The sequence below is a fragment of the Bradyrhizobium altum genome (genome assembly GCF_020889705.1).
GTDB classification, from domain to species: domain Bacteria; phylum Pseudomonadota; class Alphaproteobacteria; order Rhizobiales; family Xanthobacteraceae; genus Bradyrhizobium; species Bradyrhizobium altum.
Map to the genome: position 1 here is coordinate 12,243 of NZ_JACMYP010000022.1, position 16,877 is coordinate 29,119.

Below are 16,877 nucleotides of genomic sequence, written 5' to 3' on the forward strand. Positions count from 1 at the left end.
GACAAGAAAGCCAGGGAGAGCGCGAAGCGCGACCCGGGTAATTAACGGGGTCGGCGAAGCCGACGCTTTGGAAGATCATCCCGCCGTTCCGAAGGAGCGGCTTCCCAAGGGCGCAGTAATACGTCGCTGACGCGACGTCCTGCTTCCCGCCTCGAACAGGCGGCCGGTTCCGACGAACAGCATGTTCACTCGTTTCGGGATCGCTCCAGCCGTGGCCATCACCCATTTCACGCCCCAGCTTATCGGACGCGGCGATGGCCGCAGCGCCGTGCTGGCTGCCGCCTACCGGCATTGCGCGAAGATGGAATTCGAGGCCGAGGGCCGCACCGTCGACTATTCCAACAAGGGCGGGATGATCCACGAGGAATTCCAGGTTCCGCCGAACGCGCCCGCCTGGCTTCGGACGATGATCGCCGATCGCTCCATCGCGGGTGCGTCGGAGGCCTTCTGGAACAAGGTCGAGGCCTTCGAAAAGCGCGCGGATGCGCAGTTCGCCAAGGAGTTCATCATCGCGCTGCCTGTCGAACTGACACCTAAGCAGAACATCGCGCTGATGCGCCAGTTCGTGGCGGAGCAGGTGCTGTCGCGCGGACAGGTTGCGGACTGGGTCTATCATGACGAGCCGGGCAATCCGCATGTCCACCTCATGACAACGCTGCGGCCTCTCACCGAGGGTGGATTCGGGCCAAAGCGGGTCGCGGTTATCGGTGAGGACGGGCAGCCGCTGCGCATGAAGTCCGGCAAGATCGTCTACCGGCTTTGGGCCGGCGAGAAACAGGAGTTCCTCGAGCAGCGCAACGGCTGGCTCGAGTTGCAGAACCAGCATCTCGCCCTGAACGGTCACGAGATTCGGGTCGATGGGCGGTCCTACGCCGAGCGTGGGATCGATGTCGTGCCAACCACCCATATCGGCGTTGCGGCCAAAGCCATCCAGCGCCGGGCGGAGCGCGAGGGGCGCGATCCCGACCTCGAACGGCTGCGCGTCTTCGAGGAGAACCGCGCCGAAACTCTCAGGCGAATCCAGCGCCGTCCGGAGATCGTGCTCGACATGATTTCGCGGGAAAAGAGCGTGTTCGATGAGCGGGATGTCGGCAAGCTCCTGCATCGCTATGTCGACGATGCCGGAACCTTCCAGCACTTGATGGCGCGGGTGCTGCAAAGCCCCGATGCGCTGCGGCTGGAAGGCGAGACGATCGACTTCGCCACGGGCGCGCGGGTACCGGCGAAATATACGACACGCGAGCTGATCCGGCTCGAAGCGGAGATGGCGCGGCGCGCGGTCCACCTCTCGGGCAGGGAGGAATTCGCGGTGAAGGCACCAATCATCGCCGCCGTGTCCGCGCGGCACACCAACCTCTCGGTCGAGCAGCGCACCGCCATCGAGCATCTGGCGTCCGGAGAGAGGATCGCGGCGGTTGTCGGCCGGGCTGGGGCGGGCAAGACCACGATGATGCGGGCCGCGCGCGAGGTGTGGGAGGCCGCCGGCTACCGCGTCGTTGGCGGCGCCTTGGCGGGCAAGGCGGCCGAGGGATTGGAGAAGGAGGCGGGCATCGAGTCGCGCACGCTGGCCTCCTGGGAGTTGCGTTGGAAGAACGGGCGCGACGGCCTCGATGATAGAACGGTTTTTGTTCTGGACGAAGCCGGCATGGTCGCCTCGCGGCAGATGGCGCTGTTCGTCGAAACAGCATCAAAGGCAGGAGCGAAGCTCGTCCTGGTCGGCGATCCCGAGCAGCTTCAGCCGATCGAAGCGGGGGCGGCATTCCGCGCGATCGTCGAGCGCGTCGGCTATGCTGAACTCGAAACGATCTATCGCCAGCGCCAGCAATGGATGCGCGACGCCTCGCTCGATCTTGCCCGTGGCCGGACGGCGCAGGCCCTGTCCGCCTATGGTCACCATGGACGTCTGTTCGGCTCGGAGTTGAAGGCGCAGGCGATCGACAATCTGATCGCCGATTGGAATCGCGACTACGATCCGTCCAAGTCGACATTGATCCTGGCGCATCTGCGCCGCGACGTCCGCGCGCTGAACGAAATGGCGCGGGCTAAACTCGTCGAGCGCGGTCTGGTCGGAGCAGGACATGCCTTCCGGACCGAGGATGGCGGGCGCAGGTTTGCCCCGGGCGACCAGATCGTCTTCTTGAAAAACGAGGGCTCGCTCGGCGTCAAAAACGGCATGATCGGCAGGGTCGTGGAAGCCGAGCCGGCGCGCCTGGTCGCCGAGATCGGCGAGGGCGAGGGCCGCCGCCGCGTCGAGGTCGATCAGCGCTTCTATCGCAATGTCGACCACGGCTATGCGACGACCGTGCATAAGGCGCAAGGAGCGACGGTCGACCGGGTCAAGGTGCTGGCAACGCTGTCCCTCGACAAGCACCTGAGCTACGTCGCGCTGACCCGCCACCGCGAGGATGTGGCGCTCTACTACGGCCGGCGTTCGTTCCAGAAGGCAGGCGGCCTGATCCCGATCCTGTCGCAGCGCCGCGCGAAAGAAACCACGCTCGATTACGAACGCGGCAGTCTCTATCGCGATGCGCTGCGTTTCGCCGCGAACCGCGGACTGCACATCGTCAAGGTGGCGCGCACGCTCTTGAACGACCGCCTGCGCTGGACGGTTCGTCAGAAGCTGCGCCTTGCCGACGTCGGCCGTCGGCTGCGCGCGCTCGGCGAAAAACTAGGCCTCATCGACAGCCGCAAACCCATCATCAGCACCGCACACAAGGAGGAGAAGCCCATGGTCGCCGGCGTGATGACGTTTCCAAAATCCCTCATCGACACCGTCGAGGACAGGATCCTCGCCGATCCCGCCATCAAGCAGCAGTGGGAGCAAGTCTCCACTCGCTTCCGCCTCGTCTTTGCCAATCCCGAGCGCGCGTTCCGCGCGACGAACTTCGACGCCGTGCTGAAAGATTCCGCCGCGGCGACTTCGACGCTCGCCCTGCTCGCCTCGAACCCTGACTCGTTCGGGGCGCTGCGCGGCAAGACCGGCCTGCTGGCGGGCAAGGCCGACAAACAGGAGCGCCAGCGCGCCGAGGCCAATGTGCCGGCGCTCAAGCGCGACATCGAGCGTTACTTACGTCTTCGGGCCGAGGCCGAGCACAAGCATGAAGCCGAGGAATGCGCGACCCGGCAGCGGGTCGCGATCGACATCCCCGCGTTGTCACGCGACGCGCGTCGCGTACTCGAGCGCGTGCGCGATGCCATCGACCGCAACGACCTGCCCAGCGCGCTCGAATTCGCGCTCGCGGACAGGATGGTGAAAGCGGAAATCGACGGTTTCAACAAGGCTGTCGCAGAGCGTTTTGGCGATCGCACATTCCTGCCGAACGCGGCCGGGGAGGCGAAGGGGCAGGCCTTCGAGAAGGCGGCGGCTGGCATGGATCCAGCGCGTCGTGACCAGCTCAAGGAAGCCTGGCCTGCGATGCGTGCGGCACAGCAACTCGCCGCCCAGGAGCGTGCCGCGCAGGCCCTCAAGCAGGCCGAGGCACAGCGTCTAACCGAAAGCCCGGGGCAGACCCTGAAATGAGCATTCGGCACCTCCCCTTGCTGATCCTGGCGGCGGGCGCCGGACTCGTCGCTGCCTTCGCGGGCGCTGGCTGGTGCGCCGGACTGCGCATCAACATGACGCCGAGCTATCCGCGGGGTCTCTGGCGGATCGAGCCGCTGGATCGTGAGGCCGCCGTCGGCGATCTCGTCTTCATCTGTCCGCCGGACACGGCCGAGTTCGAGCGCGCCTTTGCGCGCGGCTACCTCCGGCGCGGACTTTGCGCCGGGGGCTTAAGCCCCCTCATCAAGACCGTCGCCGCGATCGGCGGCCAACGCCTCGATGTGGCTGATCAGGTCTCGATCGACGGCCGTCAGCTCCCCGATTCCGATGTCCGGCATACCGATGCCGCCGGCCGTCCTCTCGCGCCGTTTGCCGGCGGCGTCATTCCCGCCGGCGAGCTCTATCTCCACTCCGACTTCGCAGGCTCCTATGATTCCCGCTACTTTGGCCCGATCCCATCATCGGGCATTCTCGGCCTCGCCCGGCCGGTCCTCGCCATCGGCCCATAGCTCCTGGCGCGGCGGGGCGATGGCCGGCGCCGCGGCCGCAGTCGGGGCTGCTGCCTGGTGCGGTCACCCACTCGCTCTGCCGCTCGCCTGCGCCTTCCCGACGCTTTGGGCGTTCGCGCCGTCGCGGTTGATCTCAGCGGCAGTGAGCGCGGCCTATTTCCTTGCGGCTTCGCGTGGGCTGCCGCAAGGCGTCGTCAATTTCTACGATACAGATTTTGGTGTTGGCATCGCCTTGTGGATCGGCGCGGCGGCGATCTTCGCCCTGGTCCACGCCGTGCTGTGGCAAAGGCGGCCGGGATGGGGGATGGCGCTTTGGTTTGGGCTCGGGGCGGTCTTGATGAGCGTGCCGCCTTTCGGGGTCGTCGGATGGGCGCAGCCGATCACGGCGGCCGGTGTCCTGTTTCCCGGATGGGGATGGTGGGGACTGGCGGCGACTGTGGCTATCCTGCTCACCATGACGACAGGCACATGGCCTGCCGCAGCGATCCTCGCGGCCGGCTTCTGGGCTTGGTCGGCGGCGCACTGGATTGCGCCGGCCCAACCAGACGGATGGACTGGTCTCGATACCAAGCTTGGACGCGGGCTCGGCCGGGCCCCGGACCTCGAGCAATCCCAAGCGCTTCTCCAGCGCGTGCGCGAAGTGGGCGCGGTCGAAGCCCGCGTTGTCGTGCTTCCCGAGAGTGCCGCCGGGCTGTGGACGCCGACCACGAGCGCCTTCTGGATGGACGGCCTTCGCGGCACCGACATCACGGTGATCGCCGGTGCCGCGATCGTCGATCGCCAAGGCTATGACAACACCATGATGGAGATGAGCGCCGGTCGCGCGCGCCGGCTCTATGGCGAGCGCATGCCGGTGCCGATCTCGATGTGGCAACCCTGGCTCGCATGGACGGGGCAGGGCGGAGGCGCCAGCGCCACGTTCTTCGGCAACCCCATCGTGGAGTCGGCCGGCCGGCGCGTCGCGCCGCTGATCTGTTACGAGCAGTTGCTCGTCTGGCCCGTCCTGCAGTCGATGCTCCACTCGCCCGACGTGCTTGTCGCGATCGGCAACGATTGGTGGACAGCCGGCACAGGCATCCTCCCGATTCAAAGAGCGACCACCCAAGCCTGGGCGCGCCTGTTCGCCCTGCCGCTCGTGCTCTCGTTCAACACCTGAAGGGGTTCATCATGATCGATGCCGCCACCATTCATCAATGTGCCGATCCAGATTTGAAGCCGGCGATCGTCGAGAAGTTCATCCGCGCCGTCGGATCGCTCGATCCGCTTGCCGTCACCATCCGCACTGGAAACCGCGTCATCCTCGTGACGCCGCCCAAGACGCCAGACGACGCCATGGAGTTGGTCCGCCGTTACGTCGGCCAAGCGATGGTCCGCGTCGGCGTGACCCAATATCCGGCCGGGCTCGGCATCAGCGACGTCGCCGAACTCAAACCAGATCTGATCGATGCCTGTGCCAATCTCAGGATGGGAACCGCACTCTTCGGCAAGGTCTATCGCATCGTTACGAAGTGGTATGGCGCACCGGTCGACGAGGCGTTCGGCGATGCGATTGACGCGTGGAAGACCGGTTATTTCGACGGGAAATACGTGTTCGACGAACCCGATCCCGGTAGTCTGCCGGTCCGCAAGCCTCAGCCGGACTCTGGCGACGAGCCCGTGGACGGGAATGACGCGGCGAGGTCCGCGAGCGGTCCGGTCAATGGGACCCCGCAGGAGCCGGACAACCCAAACAAGGCGGGCATCCGGATCGATCTGACCGGCATTGGTGTCAGCAAACCGAAATAGGCCGGCCTGCGGGTCGCGACAATGGGGGCTGGACAGCCAAGCCTGGTATAGGGGAGCTGCAAAGCAGCGTTATCGCCCATCAGCTCCGTAATGCTGAGATGCAGCCGCTCGGCGATCCAGCCAATTCTGTTCCGGCGCGGGGGACTCTTTTCCGATGCTCATCAGCAGGTGTCGTACGCCGTCAATCATCCGGCTCGCCTTTCATCTCGGTCGGCTGTTGGCCGGCTCAGACTGAGCCGGTTTGATTGAATCCGCCATATTCTCCACGGCTGGCGCCAGACCCCCGATCGATCTATAAGGAATCACAGGGCAGTACGCACTGCCTGGAGGTGTGGAAACCTCTGTCTAGCGGTTGGTGCCGGCCGTGACGGCATCAGGATCCTCTGACCTATTGGCCGGGGGCCTGTGACGTATGTCCAGGTGCCTCGGTGCTAAAGGTCGCAGGGCTGTCTAGACACAGTTTCCAACCCCCGGCTAGGGATCAAAGGATTATCGTCGGCGGGGGCGCACCGCGGACCAGGCCCGTGTGAGAGTTATGGTATCGATCAAGGATGATGAATCGCCCGGCACCGGGCTCAATTGCGATCTCGATCGCATCTTTGGCGGAATGACGCAACCGGAGATTGAACACCTGACCGTCGATGCTATTCGCGAATACCGGGTTAGCGTCGCGCTCGCAGAGACCGCCCGACTGGACTGGGCAGCCGCAGAGACTGACACAAACTGTGGCCCAGAACGCCGGGCGGAACTCCAACGAATTCATGAACACGCGGAAGCCGAACATCGGGCGCGCCAGCTTGTCTTGAACAACCTGATCGATCGGCTCGGCTACGTTCCAAAGGTACCGGCCGGATAATCGGCAAACTCGCAGACTTCGTGAATCAGCGCGCACCGGTGTGGGCGTCGTGGCTTCCGTCTTTGTCTCGCTCGGGGCATTACCCAACATGAGAGTGAGTGCTGCCCCGGGGCGCTCACGCCGGATCTAGATCAACTCTTTCTCCATGGCGATGCGGACGGCGTGCTGGAGATTGCTGGCGCCGAGTTTGTCGCGCGCGTTATCCAGATAGAATTGGACCGTTCGTGGCTTGATCCCAAGCAAGTCGGCGATCACGTTCATCGACTTGCCATATGAAGACCAGCTGAGTGAAATCGCTTCCTGCGTCGACAACGTCACATCCCCCGTTTTGAACGACGACGCAGACGCCAGGCTAAGATGAACATGAATGTAGGCGAGCGCCAATGCCGCCTGCATCGGGTCCCATGGCGGAACCTCGACCCGCCGACGATCTGATGCGAGCGTGATCATCGCGGTGCGGCCATAGCTTGTCCTGATCGGAATGGAAACGCCGGAGCGAATGCCGAAGTCAGTTGCCTCGGAATAGAATTGCCTGACCTCGCGCGAACTCTTGCGCACGTCGCGTTCCTGACCAGGCGAACATCCGCATGCTGCGTTTGGCGGTCGTTACGACAGGGTCAATGATCGTGTAATGCTTTGAAGATAGAGGTTCTGCCATTCCGCGGGATAATCGCTCAAAGCGACCACATCATCGGCGTTGATATGAATGTAGGCATAGCGATCGAAGCCAGATGAGACAGTGAACTTTTTGATCGCGTTGCGAATGGAACGCTCGTCGCGTGCGAGATCGATGGCGTCCATTAACGCCTGCAATTGCCCATCCAATTTAAGTTCCTCCCAGTCTTCATCTTCCGAGCGTCCGCGCGATGGCGACCTTGCTCGTCGGATGAGCGTCACGGTTCTGTCATTGTTCTGATTTGATGACCGTTTTGAGCGACTCGACGGAATTCAACCTCCCTGCTTTGCTTACTATTCACCCCGCATCTAATCGTGCGTCCCGGCCCTCTGCGTTCTGATCCGGCCGCAGCCCCAAACCTGGCTCTTCAACTCAAGGCTCAATGGTTGCCGCGGATCGGACGCTCGGGTCTGCGTTGGTCCTCGGCGTGAAGGCTATAGCGCTTTGCGTCGTGCAGACGAGCCGGGTGCCAACACCACGCGACCATTTCGTGCTGAAGCAGTAACGCGCGCTGCCCGGACAGACAAATAGGCACTTTTGGGTCGGTCATAGGAGAAGCCTATGGGGAATGTCTCGGTGGTGGCGCTGATGGCGGATGACCGCCGAAGATGGCCGCATCCTGCAGCCGCCTTATGGGTCCTGATCGGCTAACACATTCAACATGGATATGACGGCGGAATGCGAGTCTGCATGGAGCATCACCGGCGACAGACGAACTGCGCGAGCTGGAGCGCAGCACGAGGATGCGCGCTTCAGGGAGCTGGCTGTGCGGCGATCCAATCAGAAATGTTGCCGTGGTCATCTTGGTCTGATGTTGATGCCGGTCGGAGTTGGGTTTACCGGGAAGGGCTGTCGGCTTCGCTAACAGGTCCTGACTTCGCGGCGTCAGATAACCATGCCATGGCTGTTTTGCGACGGTGGCCTCTCGGACTCGCCACGAATGCCGACGTCCGTCGGCTGGATGACGAGCGTTGCAGTCGGCGAGGACGTAGTCTCGAGGCGTCGCTCGCGATTGGTCCGACAGTGAGATGTCCGGCTCTCGTGGTCGCGGGGGGTGATCAATCCTGGGCTGGAGCTTCGATTGGAATGGCAAAGCCGGACTTTACGCGGTCCAGGATAACCATCGTCTTGAAGCCCTTAATGTCTGGGTTCTTGTAAAAGAATTGCTGGGTGAACTCCTCATAATCTTCCATGGTGCGGGCGGTCATGTACAGGACCAAGTCGGCATCGCCGGTGACGTAAAACCCGTTGACGATTTCATCGTTCGTTTTGATCGCCTTCTTCAACCTGTCGATGATGTCTGAACGCTCGCGCTCCAAGGTCACCAGCACAAGCATTTGAATTGGCCTTCCCGCTGCCTTCGGCGAAACGATTGAGACGTCTGCCTCGATGATACCTTCGGAACGAAGTCTCTTCAGTCGTCGTTGACACGCGGTGGCAGAAAGCCCCGCCATCTCGCCGATCGCATCGGAGGTTAGACGGTTGTTCCTTTGCACGATCTGGAGGATACGGGCATCTATTCGGTCGTAGGGCATAATCCGCTCCAGCCTAAGGTGGATTTAGTTCTGAAAACTTGCCAAGAAGCAGAAAATCATCCCAAGATAGAATAATACGACGAAAATCTGCGCTCGAACAGCAAGCTAACGAGCAGGGATGGTGCGGGCGAGACTGGAACAGCCGTGGGAGCACGGTTGCCGTTGGCGTAAGGCGGGCAGGGCATCACCAACGTGCGCAGCTTCTACGTCGATCAGGTCATGTCAACTTGGTGAGACAAGAAGCTCACAGATGATCTTGCGACGGAGCCGGAACACCTCGCGGTTAACAGCAAAAGTGGACGCTGGATGCTCGCCTCGATGCGCCGCCGTTCAAGAATTTTACTTCGGTCTTCGGCGAACGGTTCCGATGTCGACAATTGCTTCGACTTCGCTGGTCGGGGCCGTTAGCGCCTCTGGCACTTCGCGCTCTCAGCGGATCGGAACATCACCACCGGCTGACGCGCACTGTTGACTGACGCCACGGCGATTTCGCAGATTGAAAGGCAGACGAAGCGATTTGGAACGCGGGTTTTCATGATAGCCGACGGCAAATTTTCCTTTCGGCCCGCACGTCGGGAAGATGCGGAAACGGTTTTCAACATCACCAAGGCGTCGATCGCTGGGCTTGCGGGCGCATCCTACTCGCGGGCTCAAATCGAGAATTGGATGGGGGAGCGTACGCCGATATTTTACGAAGGCCTTATTGCCAAGGGACGGATGACCGTGTGTCAGCGCGGAGACGTCGTGGTTGCATTTGTCGACGTCGAGCCTGGCGAGGTAACCAGATTGTTCATACTGCCCGAGGCAGCAGGCGTCGGACTTGGCCGGCGGTTGCTCGAGATCGGTATAGCGCAAGCGCGCTTGGGCCATAGCGGGCCAATCAGGCTTGAGGCGACGATCAACGCCGAAGGCTTCTACCGAAAATGCGGCTTTCGCAGCGTGGGCCGAGGCTCGTTCTCTCACGGTCTCGGCGGCATGCCTATTGAGGTCATATACATGGAGCTGTGAATTTCGACGCACCACGCGGCCGGATTGCCACGACACGGGGCACCTGATCAGATACGAGGCCCGGTCAGCCGACGCCGGTTATGCTGACGGGCGGCCAGGACGTTCGATACCTATGGATGCGCGCTCCCGGGACGAGGTCAGGGCGATGCAGCGCGCGCTCATGCTGCTGGGCCCGCAACTGCAGATTGCCTCAATTTGAAATTTGCACCCGAAAGCCCGACGGAATGGGTAGACCATCGCGTGGTCATGGTCCTGCGTCATGGGGCTCCATCGGTATTGCTGCCCGCCGGTTACCCTCCGTAACCGCTTGTTCCGGAGTTGCGCAAAATCGGCCATGGCATACCCTCTTACCCTTGTAGTTGGCCAGCGTTTGAACCAATTGCGATGCCGCACGCTCCTTCCAGTCCTCTTCGATCACATCCAGAGTGCCAAGCGACCCCAGCGACAGCTCCACCAATTCGATAGCGCGCTCCTTGTTGTCGATTTCATAATAATACTGAGCGACCGCCTCATACGAGCCTATTTTCACGCCGCTACCGCCGCGGGGGTTGAGCTTGAGGATATTGTGCCGCGCACGTCGGGCCATTGCGACGGAGTGTGCTCATGATGCGTGATGATGGACCATGTCCATCTCCTGGCAGCGACCGACATCGCCCAGGTAGTGGACTCCGTCGCTTATGATGAGACGAGCGCGGGCTCGACCGCTTGCGCGTGCGCAAGTTGCTCCGGCGGTTTGAACGTTGCCAAGACCTTGTCCGCTGGCTCACCCGCCAGATCCGAAATGAACTTGACTATTTGCTGTCGGCTCTGGATACCGAGCAACGGCTGTGGCTCCGAGAGAAAATCGAAGAACGCGCTTCCGATCTTTGCGTTGACAGCAGCGGCTGGAAATAGCAGTTCCGCATGCGCTGCGTATTTCTTATCGCCGAGAAACAGCCGAGTAACTTCCGTCGCGGCCTTGGCGCGGTGGTCCCAATGCTTGTCGAATTGATCCTGCAGCCATTCGTAGGTGATCCTGTCCTTGTGCTCCTTCAGCGCGCGGATCAGTAGCACGGATTGGACAACTGCATTTTGCGCGCCCTGACCGCCGAGCGGATCAAAGGAGACTGCCGCATCTCCGATTGCTGCAACAGCGTGTCCGTTTTTGGTGCGGGCGACGGCGCGTCGAGCAGTCGGTGAGACCGCGCCGAGAAGCCAGGAGTGTGGATCCTCGTGCAAGGGTTTCAGCTGATCGATCAGCTCCGCATCTTCCGGGAAATAGGTTGCGAACAGCTTCACCACGGCGTCGCGCGCGCTCTGAGGATCTTTTACGGTGTTGAAGATGTCGATCCAGGGGCTGCCGGGCTTGGCGAAGCCAATGAACGCCCGGGTGGCGCCGAGATCCTTGTGCAGATAAGGACCGAAGAACGTCTCCCCGAAATCGGCATGGATGTTGAACCAGTTGTGCCTGGCGCCGTCCGAGCTGCGATAGGCGAACTGATGATCGGCACGATCCAGATCCTTGAATGTTGCGAGCAACAGGTGCCGCTGCGGTTCGGCGTAGACAGTGCGATCGGGGTCAACCGGGAACAGGGTCGACAATCCGCCCTTGCCCGTCGCAACGAGGGTAAGATCGGCGTCTGCTGCAATTGCGTCCAGATCTTCCGTCGTGACCGTACGCACGACGAACTTTCCGCCTCGCGCCAGGAAGCGACCGAGGCGGTCGTCGGCACGCAGCCGCGTATCCACCGCCTGCGCCCGATAGTTGAAGGGACGGTCGAACTCGATAACGGGTGTTCGGGTTTCGCCGGTGCCGGAGAATATCCGGACGCTCATCCCTGTGCTGGTTCCGGCGTCATAGAGGTCCTCGATGACCTCGGCATCGTATTCGAGGGATTTGCCGAAATAGACAGCCGTTCCCGTAGGAGGCACATCGTTGCGTAGCGACGCGCGGTCCCGGTCGCTGTAAATGGTGACGTCAAATCCTGCGTTGACGAGGCCAAGTCCGGCCGTCGTTCCGGCTAGACCCGCTCCGATAATTGCGACTGTCCGCTTGTTGGACACTTGGCTCTCCTGATGGAATAATGGATTGGTGGCGATGGGGGGCGTGCCTCTCGGCACGGCGTAAAGCGGTCAAACGAGCGCCTGCTAACTGGCGTGTTGTCGTGTGGAACGAACGCCGGCACTCCAGGCATATGGAAGCGCCGCGCCATTCAGCTCGTACGCACCGATTGCGCGGAGTTTGAAGATCGCGGGGTTGTGGGAAGCGATGGTACGTGCGTTTCGCCAGTGCCGATCGATGGCGAGCTTCTCCGAGCTGAGGGAGGCACCGCCCACCTCGAAAAGCGTGGTCACGGCGTCGAGCACGAGCTTGATGACCGTCACCTGCGCCTGCGCCGCCGCAAGTTCGGAGGCATCGAGCTGCTGCGGGTCCTGGTGGCGACCATCAAGCGTCTGCGCGAGCTCGTCGACCGCGGCGAGAACCGTTGCTCGCGCGCCAAACGCGGCGCTGAGGAGCTGGCCGATGACCTGCTGCACCAGGGGATCGTTGCGTGGCAGGTCGGCGACGGCATGGGTGAACGTGCGCGTTCGTGCTTTGATCCAGTCGCTCGTATCCGCCGCGGCGCGTTTCGCGATCCCTGCGAGCGTGGCGAGCAGGATCAGCTGAACATGGGCCGTTCCAAATACCCGGCCTTCCGTGCCGTAGCCGGGACCGATGATCCGATCCGGGGTGACCGTGACATTCTTGAACTCCGCCGTGCCGCTTGCAGTGAGCCGCTGGCCGAAGCCGTCCCAGTCGTCCTCAACGTTGACGCCTGGCTGGCTGGTGTCAACCAGAACAGTAACCCGCTTGCCGTCTTGGTCGGCCGCGACGAGAAGGTGGTCGGCGTAGAGTGTGCCGGTCGTGTAATACTTCAGCCCGTTGAGCCGCAGCGCGGCTTCTTCCGATGTGACGGCGGTCCGGTAGCGATCGACCGCACCAACGCCTGGCTCGGTGACGGCGACCCCGACAAGCGCGCCGTTCGCGATAGCTCCGAGCCATCGTGCCTTAACTGCCTCATCCTTGTTCAGCCGCAAGTCTTCGACCAGGTTGAAGTGTGCGCGTAACGCCTGCGGCAGGTTGGAATCCGCGGCCGCGAGCTCGATCAGCAGCTCGAACGTCTGGCGGAGCGTCGCGCCGAGCCCTCCGAACTCGATCGGCACACGCAAAGCTCCGAAGCCGGCTTCCTTCAACAGCCTGATTTCCTCGATCGGTAGCGTGCGGTTTCGCTCGCGCGCGACCGCACCTGCCGCGATCGTCTCGAAAATTGGAGCGAAACGCTTGTGAAGGGCGTCGTCGCTGATGCTCGGTCTGCCAGGATGAATGGTCATCGTGCTGCGTTTGCTGGTTACATGAGTTCTTGGATGGATGGAATTGTTGTCTCGAAGAATACCCCGCTCGCGTGCGAGGGCCAGACTGAATTTCTGTTCGGATGCAACACAATCGTTTGGGGCTTCGCGTCGCGCGAAGGAAAATCTGCTGTGTGAGCTTGCCGATCGATGTCGCCTGAAGTGACGCAACGGTCGGCGACAAAGACTGCGATGCTCGCGGTTATATCGATCGCGAATGAAGTCTTCTCCGTGACCCCCCGATCGACGCGTCGGATCGTGTCGAAACGCGATCGATCGAAGCACGTTGTTGTCGCAGCTTACATCGAGTGTGCCGCATGATCTGAACCTGCGACGCAAAGCTGAAAGGAGCCAAGAGCGAATTCTTCATCCTGCAACGGGATACCACGAAAGATGCGTGTCGAAAAAGATCGATAAACGCGATGGACGATGGATCGCGTGTTGTGGCGAGATGTCGCGCGAAAGAGCCAACGGTGTCGCGCTGAGCGACGCCACGGAGATGTGTGAATGGCGCGACAGATTCGGTTCAATGCATTCGACATGAATTGTGTCGGTCATCAGTCTCCCGGTGTCTGGGCGCATCCGCGAGACCGCTCCTACAAGTACAAGGATCTTGATTATTGGCAGGATCTCGGGCGAACGCTGGAGCGGGGGATATTTGACGGCATCTTCATCGCCGACGTGATCGGCTACTATGACGTCTACAAGAACTCTCTGTTCCATGCGCTCGAGCAGGCGGCGCAGATCCCCGTCAACGATCCCTTGCAACTGGTCGCGCCGATTGCCCTTGCAACCGAGCATCTCGGCATCGGCATCACGGCATCGACGTCATTTGAGCATCCCTACACGTTCGCGCGCAGGCTCTCGACCGCGGATCATCACAGCAAGGGCCGCGTCGGATGGAACATCGTGACCTCGTATCTGGAGAGTGGAGCCAAGAACATCGGCCAGGGCGGGCTACGCCGTCACGACAACCGGTACGAGGTGGCGGCCGAATATGCCGAGGTGCTCTACAAGTTGCTGGAGGGGAGCTGGGAGGAGGGGGCCGTTCTGCGCGATGCCGGGAAGCGGATATTCACCGACCCTTCGAAAGTTCATGAGATCGCCCACAAGGGCCGATACTTTGACGTGCCGGGCTATCATCTCTGTGAGCCGTCGCCGCAGCGGACGCCGGTGCTGTATCAGGCCGGAGCCTCCGGTGCCGGCAAGGCGTTTGCTGCCGGGCACGCCGAATGCGTGTTTGTCGCTGCTCCGATCAAGCCGGTCCTGAAGTCCTATGTGGCCGAGGTGCGGCGGCTCGCGGCTGAGGCCGGTCGCGATCCGCGCAAGGTGCTGACCTACAATCTGGTCACGGTGATTGTCGATGAAACCGACGCGAAGGCGGAGGCAAAGTTCAGGGAGTATCAGCAATACGCCTCCTATGACGGCGCGCTCGTGTTCATGTCCGGATGGAGCGGCATCGATTTCGGACAGTATGCACCGACCGATCTGGTCAGGAAGGTCGAGACGAATGCGATCGTTTCCGTGGTCGATCATCTCGCCAGCGGCAGCAAGTCCTGGACCATCGAGGAGCTTGCGCGCTGGGGCGGCATCGGCGGGCTCGGCCCGGTGTTCGTCGGTTCGGCGTCGACGGTAGCCGATATCCTGCAACAATGGGTGGAGGAGACCGACGTCGACGGATTCAATCTCGCCTATGCAGTGACGCCGGAGACCTTCGAGGACGTTGTCGATCTGCTGGTTCCGGAGCTGCAGAAGCGTGGCGTCTATCCGACCGGCTATCGTCCCGGCACCCTGCGGGAGAAGCTGTTCGGAGACGGCCCGTATCTGCCGTCGAGCCATCCGGCAGCAAGCTATCGCGACATCCAGGCGGTCAAGCGCCGCGAGCGCGAGACGGCCAGTCTGGCCCCGCGTCAGCCCGTCGAGGCGTGATGTGCGATGGCCGAACCGGTTCTGCAACTGCGTGACGTCTCGCTTTCGTTCAAGGGGATCAAGGCGCTGAATGCGCTCAGCTTCAACGTGGAGCGAGGCGAGATCTGCGCGCTGATCGGGCCAAACGGGGCCGGCAAGAGCTCGCTGCTCAACATCATCAACGGGGTCTATCGGGCCGACAGTGGCAGCATCACTTTCAATGGCGAGCAATTTGTCCGGATTCGCCCGGCGCGAGCCGCGCATTTGGGCGTTGGCCGGACCTTCCAGCACAATGCGCTGTTCCGGCATCTCAGCGTCCTCGACAACGTGCTGGCCGGACTGATCCGGCATTGCCGCGCGACCATTGTCGAGCACGCCTTCGGCATCGGCCGCGACCGGCGCGAAGCGCGCGAGTTCAACCGGCGGGTCGATGAGATCGTCGCCTTTCTGGACTTGACCAAGCACCGTGACAAGGTGGTCGCGACACTTCCTTACGGCGTTCAGAAGCGGGTCGATCTCGCGCGGGCCCTGGTCGGCGGACCGAGCCTGCTGCTGCTCGACGAGCCGATGGCCGGGATGAACCAGGACGAAAAGCAGGAGATGAGCGGCTTCATCCTGGAGACCAACACGCGCCTTCGCACCAGCATCGTGCTGATCGAGCATGACATGAGCGTCGTGATGGGGCTCTCGCATCACGTGGTCGTGCTCGATTACGGCCGCAAGGTCGGGGATGGCTCTCCGGAGCAGGTGCGCAGGAACCCGGACGTGATCGCCGCCTATCTGGGCACAGCACATTGAGGTCCAGATGAGCTTCTTCGTCGAAACGCTGGTCGGCGGCCTGCTTGCGGGCGTCATGTACTCGCTGGTTGCGATTGGATTTGTGCTGGTCTTCAAGGCATCCGGCGTTTTTAATTTCGCGCAAGGGTCGATGGTGCTGTGTGCGGCGCTCACCTTCGTAACCCTGCGTGACAAGGGCCTCGATTTCTGGCTGGCCGCGCTGATCACGCTGTCGGTCATGGTGGTGCTCGGGATCGCGGTGGAACGCGTCGTGTTGCGGCCGCTGGTCAACCGGCCACAGATCACGCTGTTCATGGCGACGCTGGGCGTGTCCTTCATGATCGAGGGCGTCGCGCAGATCGCGATGGGCGCGAGCGTGCATGAACTCGACCTCGGCATCGTCGATACCCCGATCGAGATCGGCGGAGTCCAGGTCAGCCAGTTCGACCTCGCGGCGGCGGGCACAGCCGGCATTCTCGTGATCGCGCTCTCGATCTTCTTCAACAAGACGCGCATCGGGATCGCGCTGCGCGCGATCGCCGACGATCCGCAGGCCGCACTCTCGATCGGGATCCGGCTCCAGACCTTGTGGCAGATCGTGTGGGGCGTCGCGGGCTTCGTCTCGCTGGTTGCTGGTCTGCTGTGGGGTGCGCGCCAGGGCGTGCAGTTCGCGCTCACCCTCGTCGTGCTCAAGGCACTGCCGGTGCTCATCATCGGCGGATTTACGTCGATGGCAGGCGCGATCGTCGGCGGGCTGATCGTCGGCGCCGGCGACAGCCTCGCTGAAATCTATCTCGGAAGCCTGCTGGGAGGCAGCGTGTCGACCTGGTTCGCCTATGTGCTGGCGGTCGCTTTTCTTCTGGTCCGCCCGGCTGGCCTGTTCGGCGAAGCGCCGATCGAAAGGATTTGACGC

General features: G+C 62.2%; 14 protein-coding genes and 1 pseudogene. 9 read left to right on the plus strand and 6 right to left on the minus strand.

Annotated features, from left to right (window positions below; genetic code table 11):
• The first annotated feature begins 211 nt into the window (after positions 1 to 211).
• From traA to H8B02_RS08960, 5 genes are all read left to right on the plus strand, one after another.
• Positions 212 to 3,520: a Ti-type conjugative transfer relaxase TraA gene (gene traA / locus H8B02_RS08940; RefSeq protein WP_229165862.1), complete on the plus strand. Its 3,309-nt coding sequence runs from the start codon at positions 212 to 214 to the stop codon at positions 3,518 to 3,520.
• Positions 3,517 to 4,050: a conjugative transfer signal peptidase TraF gene (gene traF, locus H8B02_RS08945; RefSeq protein ID WP_229165863.1), complete on the plus strand. Its 534-nt coding sequence runs from the start codon at positions 3,517 to 3,519 to the stop codon at positions 4,048 to 4,050. Before traA ends, traF begins: the two co-directional genes overlap by 4 nt.
• 19 nt (positions 4,051 to 4,069) lie before the next feature.
• Positions 4,070 to 5,206: a conjugal transfer protein TraB gene (locus H8B02_RS08950; protein ID WP_229165864.1), complete on the plus strand. Its 1,137-nt coding sequence runs from the start codon at positions 4,070 to 4,072 to the stop codon at positions 5,204 to 5,206.
• An 11-nt stretch (positions 5,207 to 5,217) separates the two neighbouring features.
• Positions 5,218 to 5,835 (plus strand): TraH family protein, encoded by a 618-nt coding sequence (locus tag H8B02_RS08955; protein WP_229165865.1) that lies wholly within the window; start codon positions 5,218 to 5,220, stop codon positions 5,833 to 5,835.
• A 535-nt stretch (positions 5,836 to 6,370) separates the two neighbouring features.
• Positions 6,371 to 6,691: a transcriptional repressor TraM gene (locus H8B02_RS08960; protein WP_229165866.1), complete on the plus strand. Its 321-nt coding sequence runs from the start codon at positions 6,371 to 6,373 to the stop codon at positions 6,689 to 6,691.
• Positions 6,692 to 6,817: 126 nt separating this feature from the next.
• Here H8B02_RS08960 and H8B02_RS47990 read toward each other — a convergent pair whose 3' ends face one another.
• The 3 genes and pseudogenes from H8B02_RS47990 to H8B02_RS08975 form a co-directional block, all read right to left on the minus strand.
• Positions 6,818 to 7,009 carry a helix-turn-helix domain-containing protein gene (locus tag H8B02_RS47990; RefSeq protein ID WP_312000741.1) on the minus strand — a complete coding sequence of 64 codons (192 nt, stop codon included), beginning with the start codon at positions 7,007 to 7,009 and terminating at the stop codon, positions 6,818 to 6,820.
• Between the two features lie 45 nt (positions 7,010 to 7,054).
• Positions 7,055 to 7,492, minus strand: a pseudogene (locus tag H8B02_RS08970) (autoinducer binding domain-containing protein); the annotation flags it as partial.
• Between the two features lie 933 nt (positions 7,493 to 8,425).
• The gene (locus H8B02_RS08975) at positions 8,426 to 8,902 is read right to left on the minus strand and encodes an Lrp/AsnC family transcriptional regulator (protein WP_229165867.1); all 477 of its coding nucleotides are present in this window, start codon (positions 8,900 to 8,902) and stop codon (positions 8,426 to 8,428) included.
• Between the two features lie 468 nt (positions 8,903 to 9,370).
• Here H8B02_RS08975 and H8B02_RS08980 point away from each other — a divergent pair, with 468 nt between their 5' ends.
• Positions 9,371 to 9,910 carry a GNAT family N-acetyltransferase gene (locus H8B02_RS08980; RefSeq protein ID WP_229165868.1) on the plus strand — a complete coding sequence of 180 codons (540 nt, stop codon included), beginning with the start codon at positions 9,371 to 9,373 and terminating at the stop codon, positions 9,908 to 9,910.
• Between the two features lie 244 nt (positions 9,911 to 10,154).
• On the opposite strand, the gene H8B02_RS08985 is transcribed toward H8B02_RS08980, so the two are convergent.
• The 3 genes from H8B02_RS08985 to H8B02_RS08995 form a co-directional block, all read right to left on the minus strand.
• The gene (locus H8B02_RS08985; protein ID WP_229165869.1) at positions 10,155 to 10,496 is read right to left on the minus strand and encodes a hypothetical protein; all 342 of its coding nucleotides are present in this window, start codon (positions 10,494 to 10,496) and stop codon (positions 10,155 to 10,157) included.
• Between the two features lie 89 nt (positions 10,497 to 10,585).
• Entirely contained in the window at positions 10,586 to 11,953 is a 1,368-nt protein-coding gene (locus tag H8B02_RS08990; protein WP_229165870.1) for a styrene monooxygenase/indole monooxygenase family protein, read from the minus strand.
• An 84-nt stretch (positions 11,954 to 12,037) separates the two neighbouring features.
• On the minus strand, positions 12,038 to 13,261 hold the full coding sequence (locus tag H8B02_RS08995) for an acyl-CoA dehydrogenase family protein (protein WP_229165902.1): 1,224 nt from the start codon (positions 13,259 to 13,261) through the stop codon (positions 12,038 to 12,040).
• A 525-nt stretch (positions 13,262 to 13,786) separates the two neighbouring features.
• Between H8B02_RS08995 and H8B02_RS09000 the strand changes: the two genes are divergently transcribed.
• From H8B02_RS09000 to H8B02_RS09010, 3 genes are read left to right on the plus strand one after another with little or no spacing between them, the layout of a single operon-like run.
• Positions 13,787 to 15,208, plus strand: coding sequence for an LLM class flavin-dependent oxidoreductase (locus tag H8B02_RS09000; protein WP_229165871.1), 1,422 nt, complete (start codon positions 13,787 to 13,789; stop codon positions 15,206 to 15,208).
• Between the two features lie 6 nt (positions 15,209 to 15,214).
• A complete protein-coding gene (locus H8B02_RS09005) occupies positions 15,215 to 15,985 on the plus strand; it encodes an ABC transporter ATP-binding protein (RefSeq protein ID WP_229165872.1) in 771 nt (256 codons plus the stop codon).
• Between the two features lie 7 nt (positions 15,986 to 15,992).
• Positions 15,993 to 16,874: a branched-chain amino acid ABC transporter permease gene (locus H8B02_RS09010; RefSeq protein ID WP_229165873.1), complete on the plus strand. Its 882-nt coding sequence runs from the start codon at positions 15,993 to 15,995 to the stop codon at positions 16,872 to 16,874.
• Positions 16,875 to 16,877: the final 3 nt, after the last annotated feature.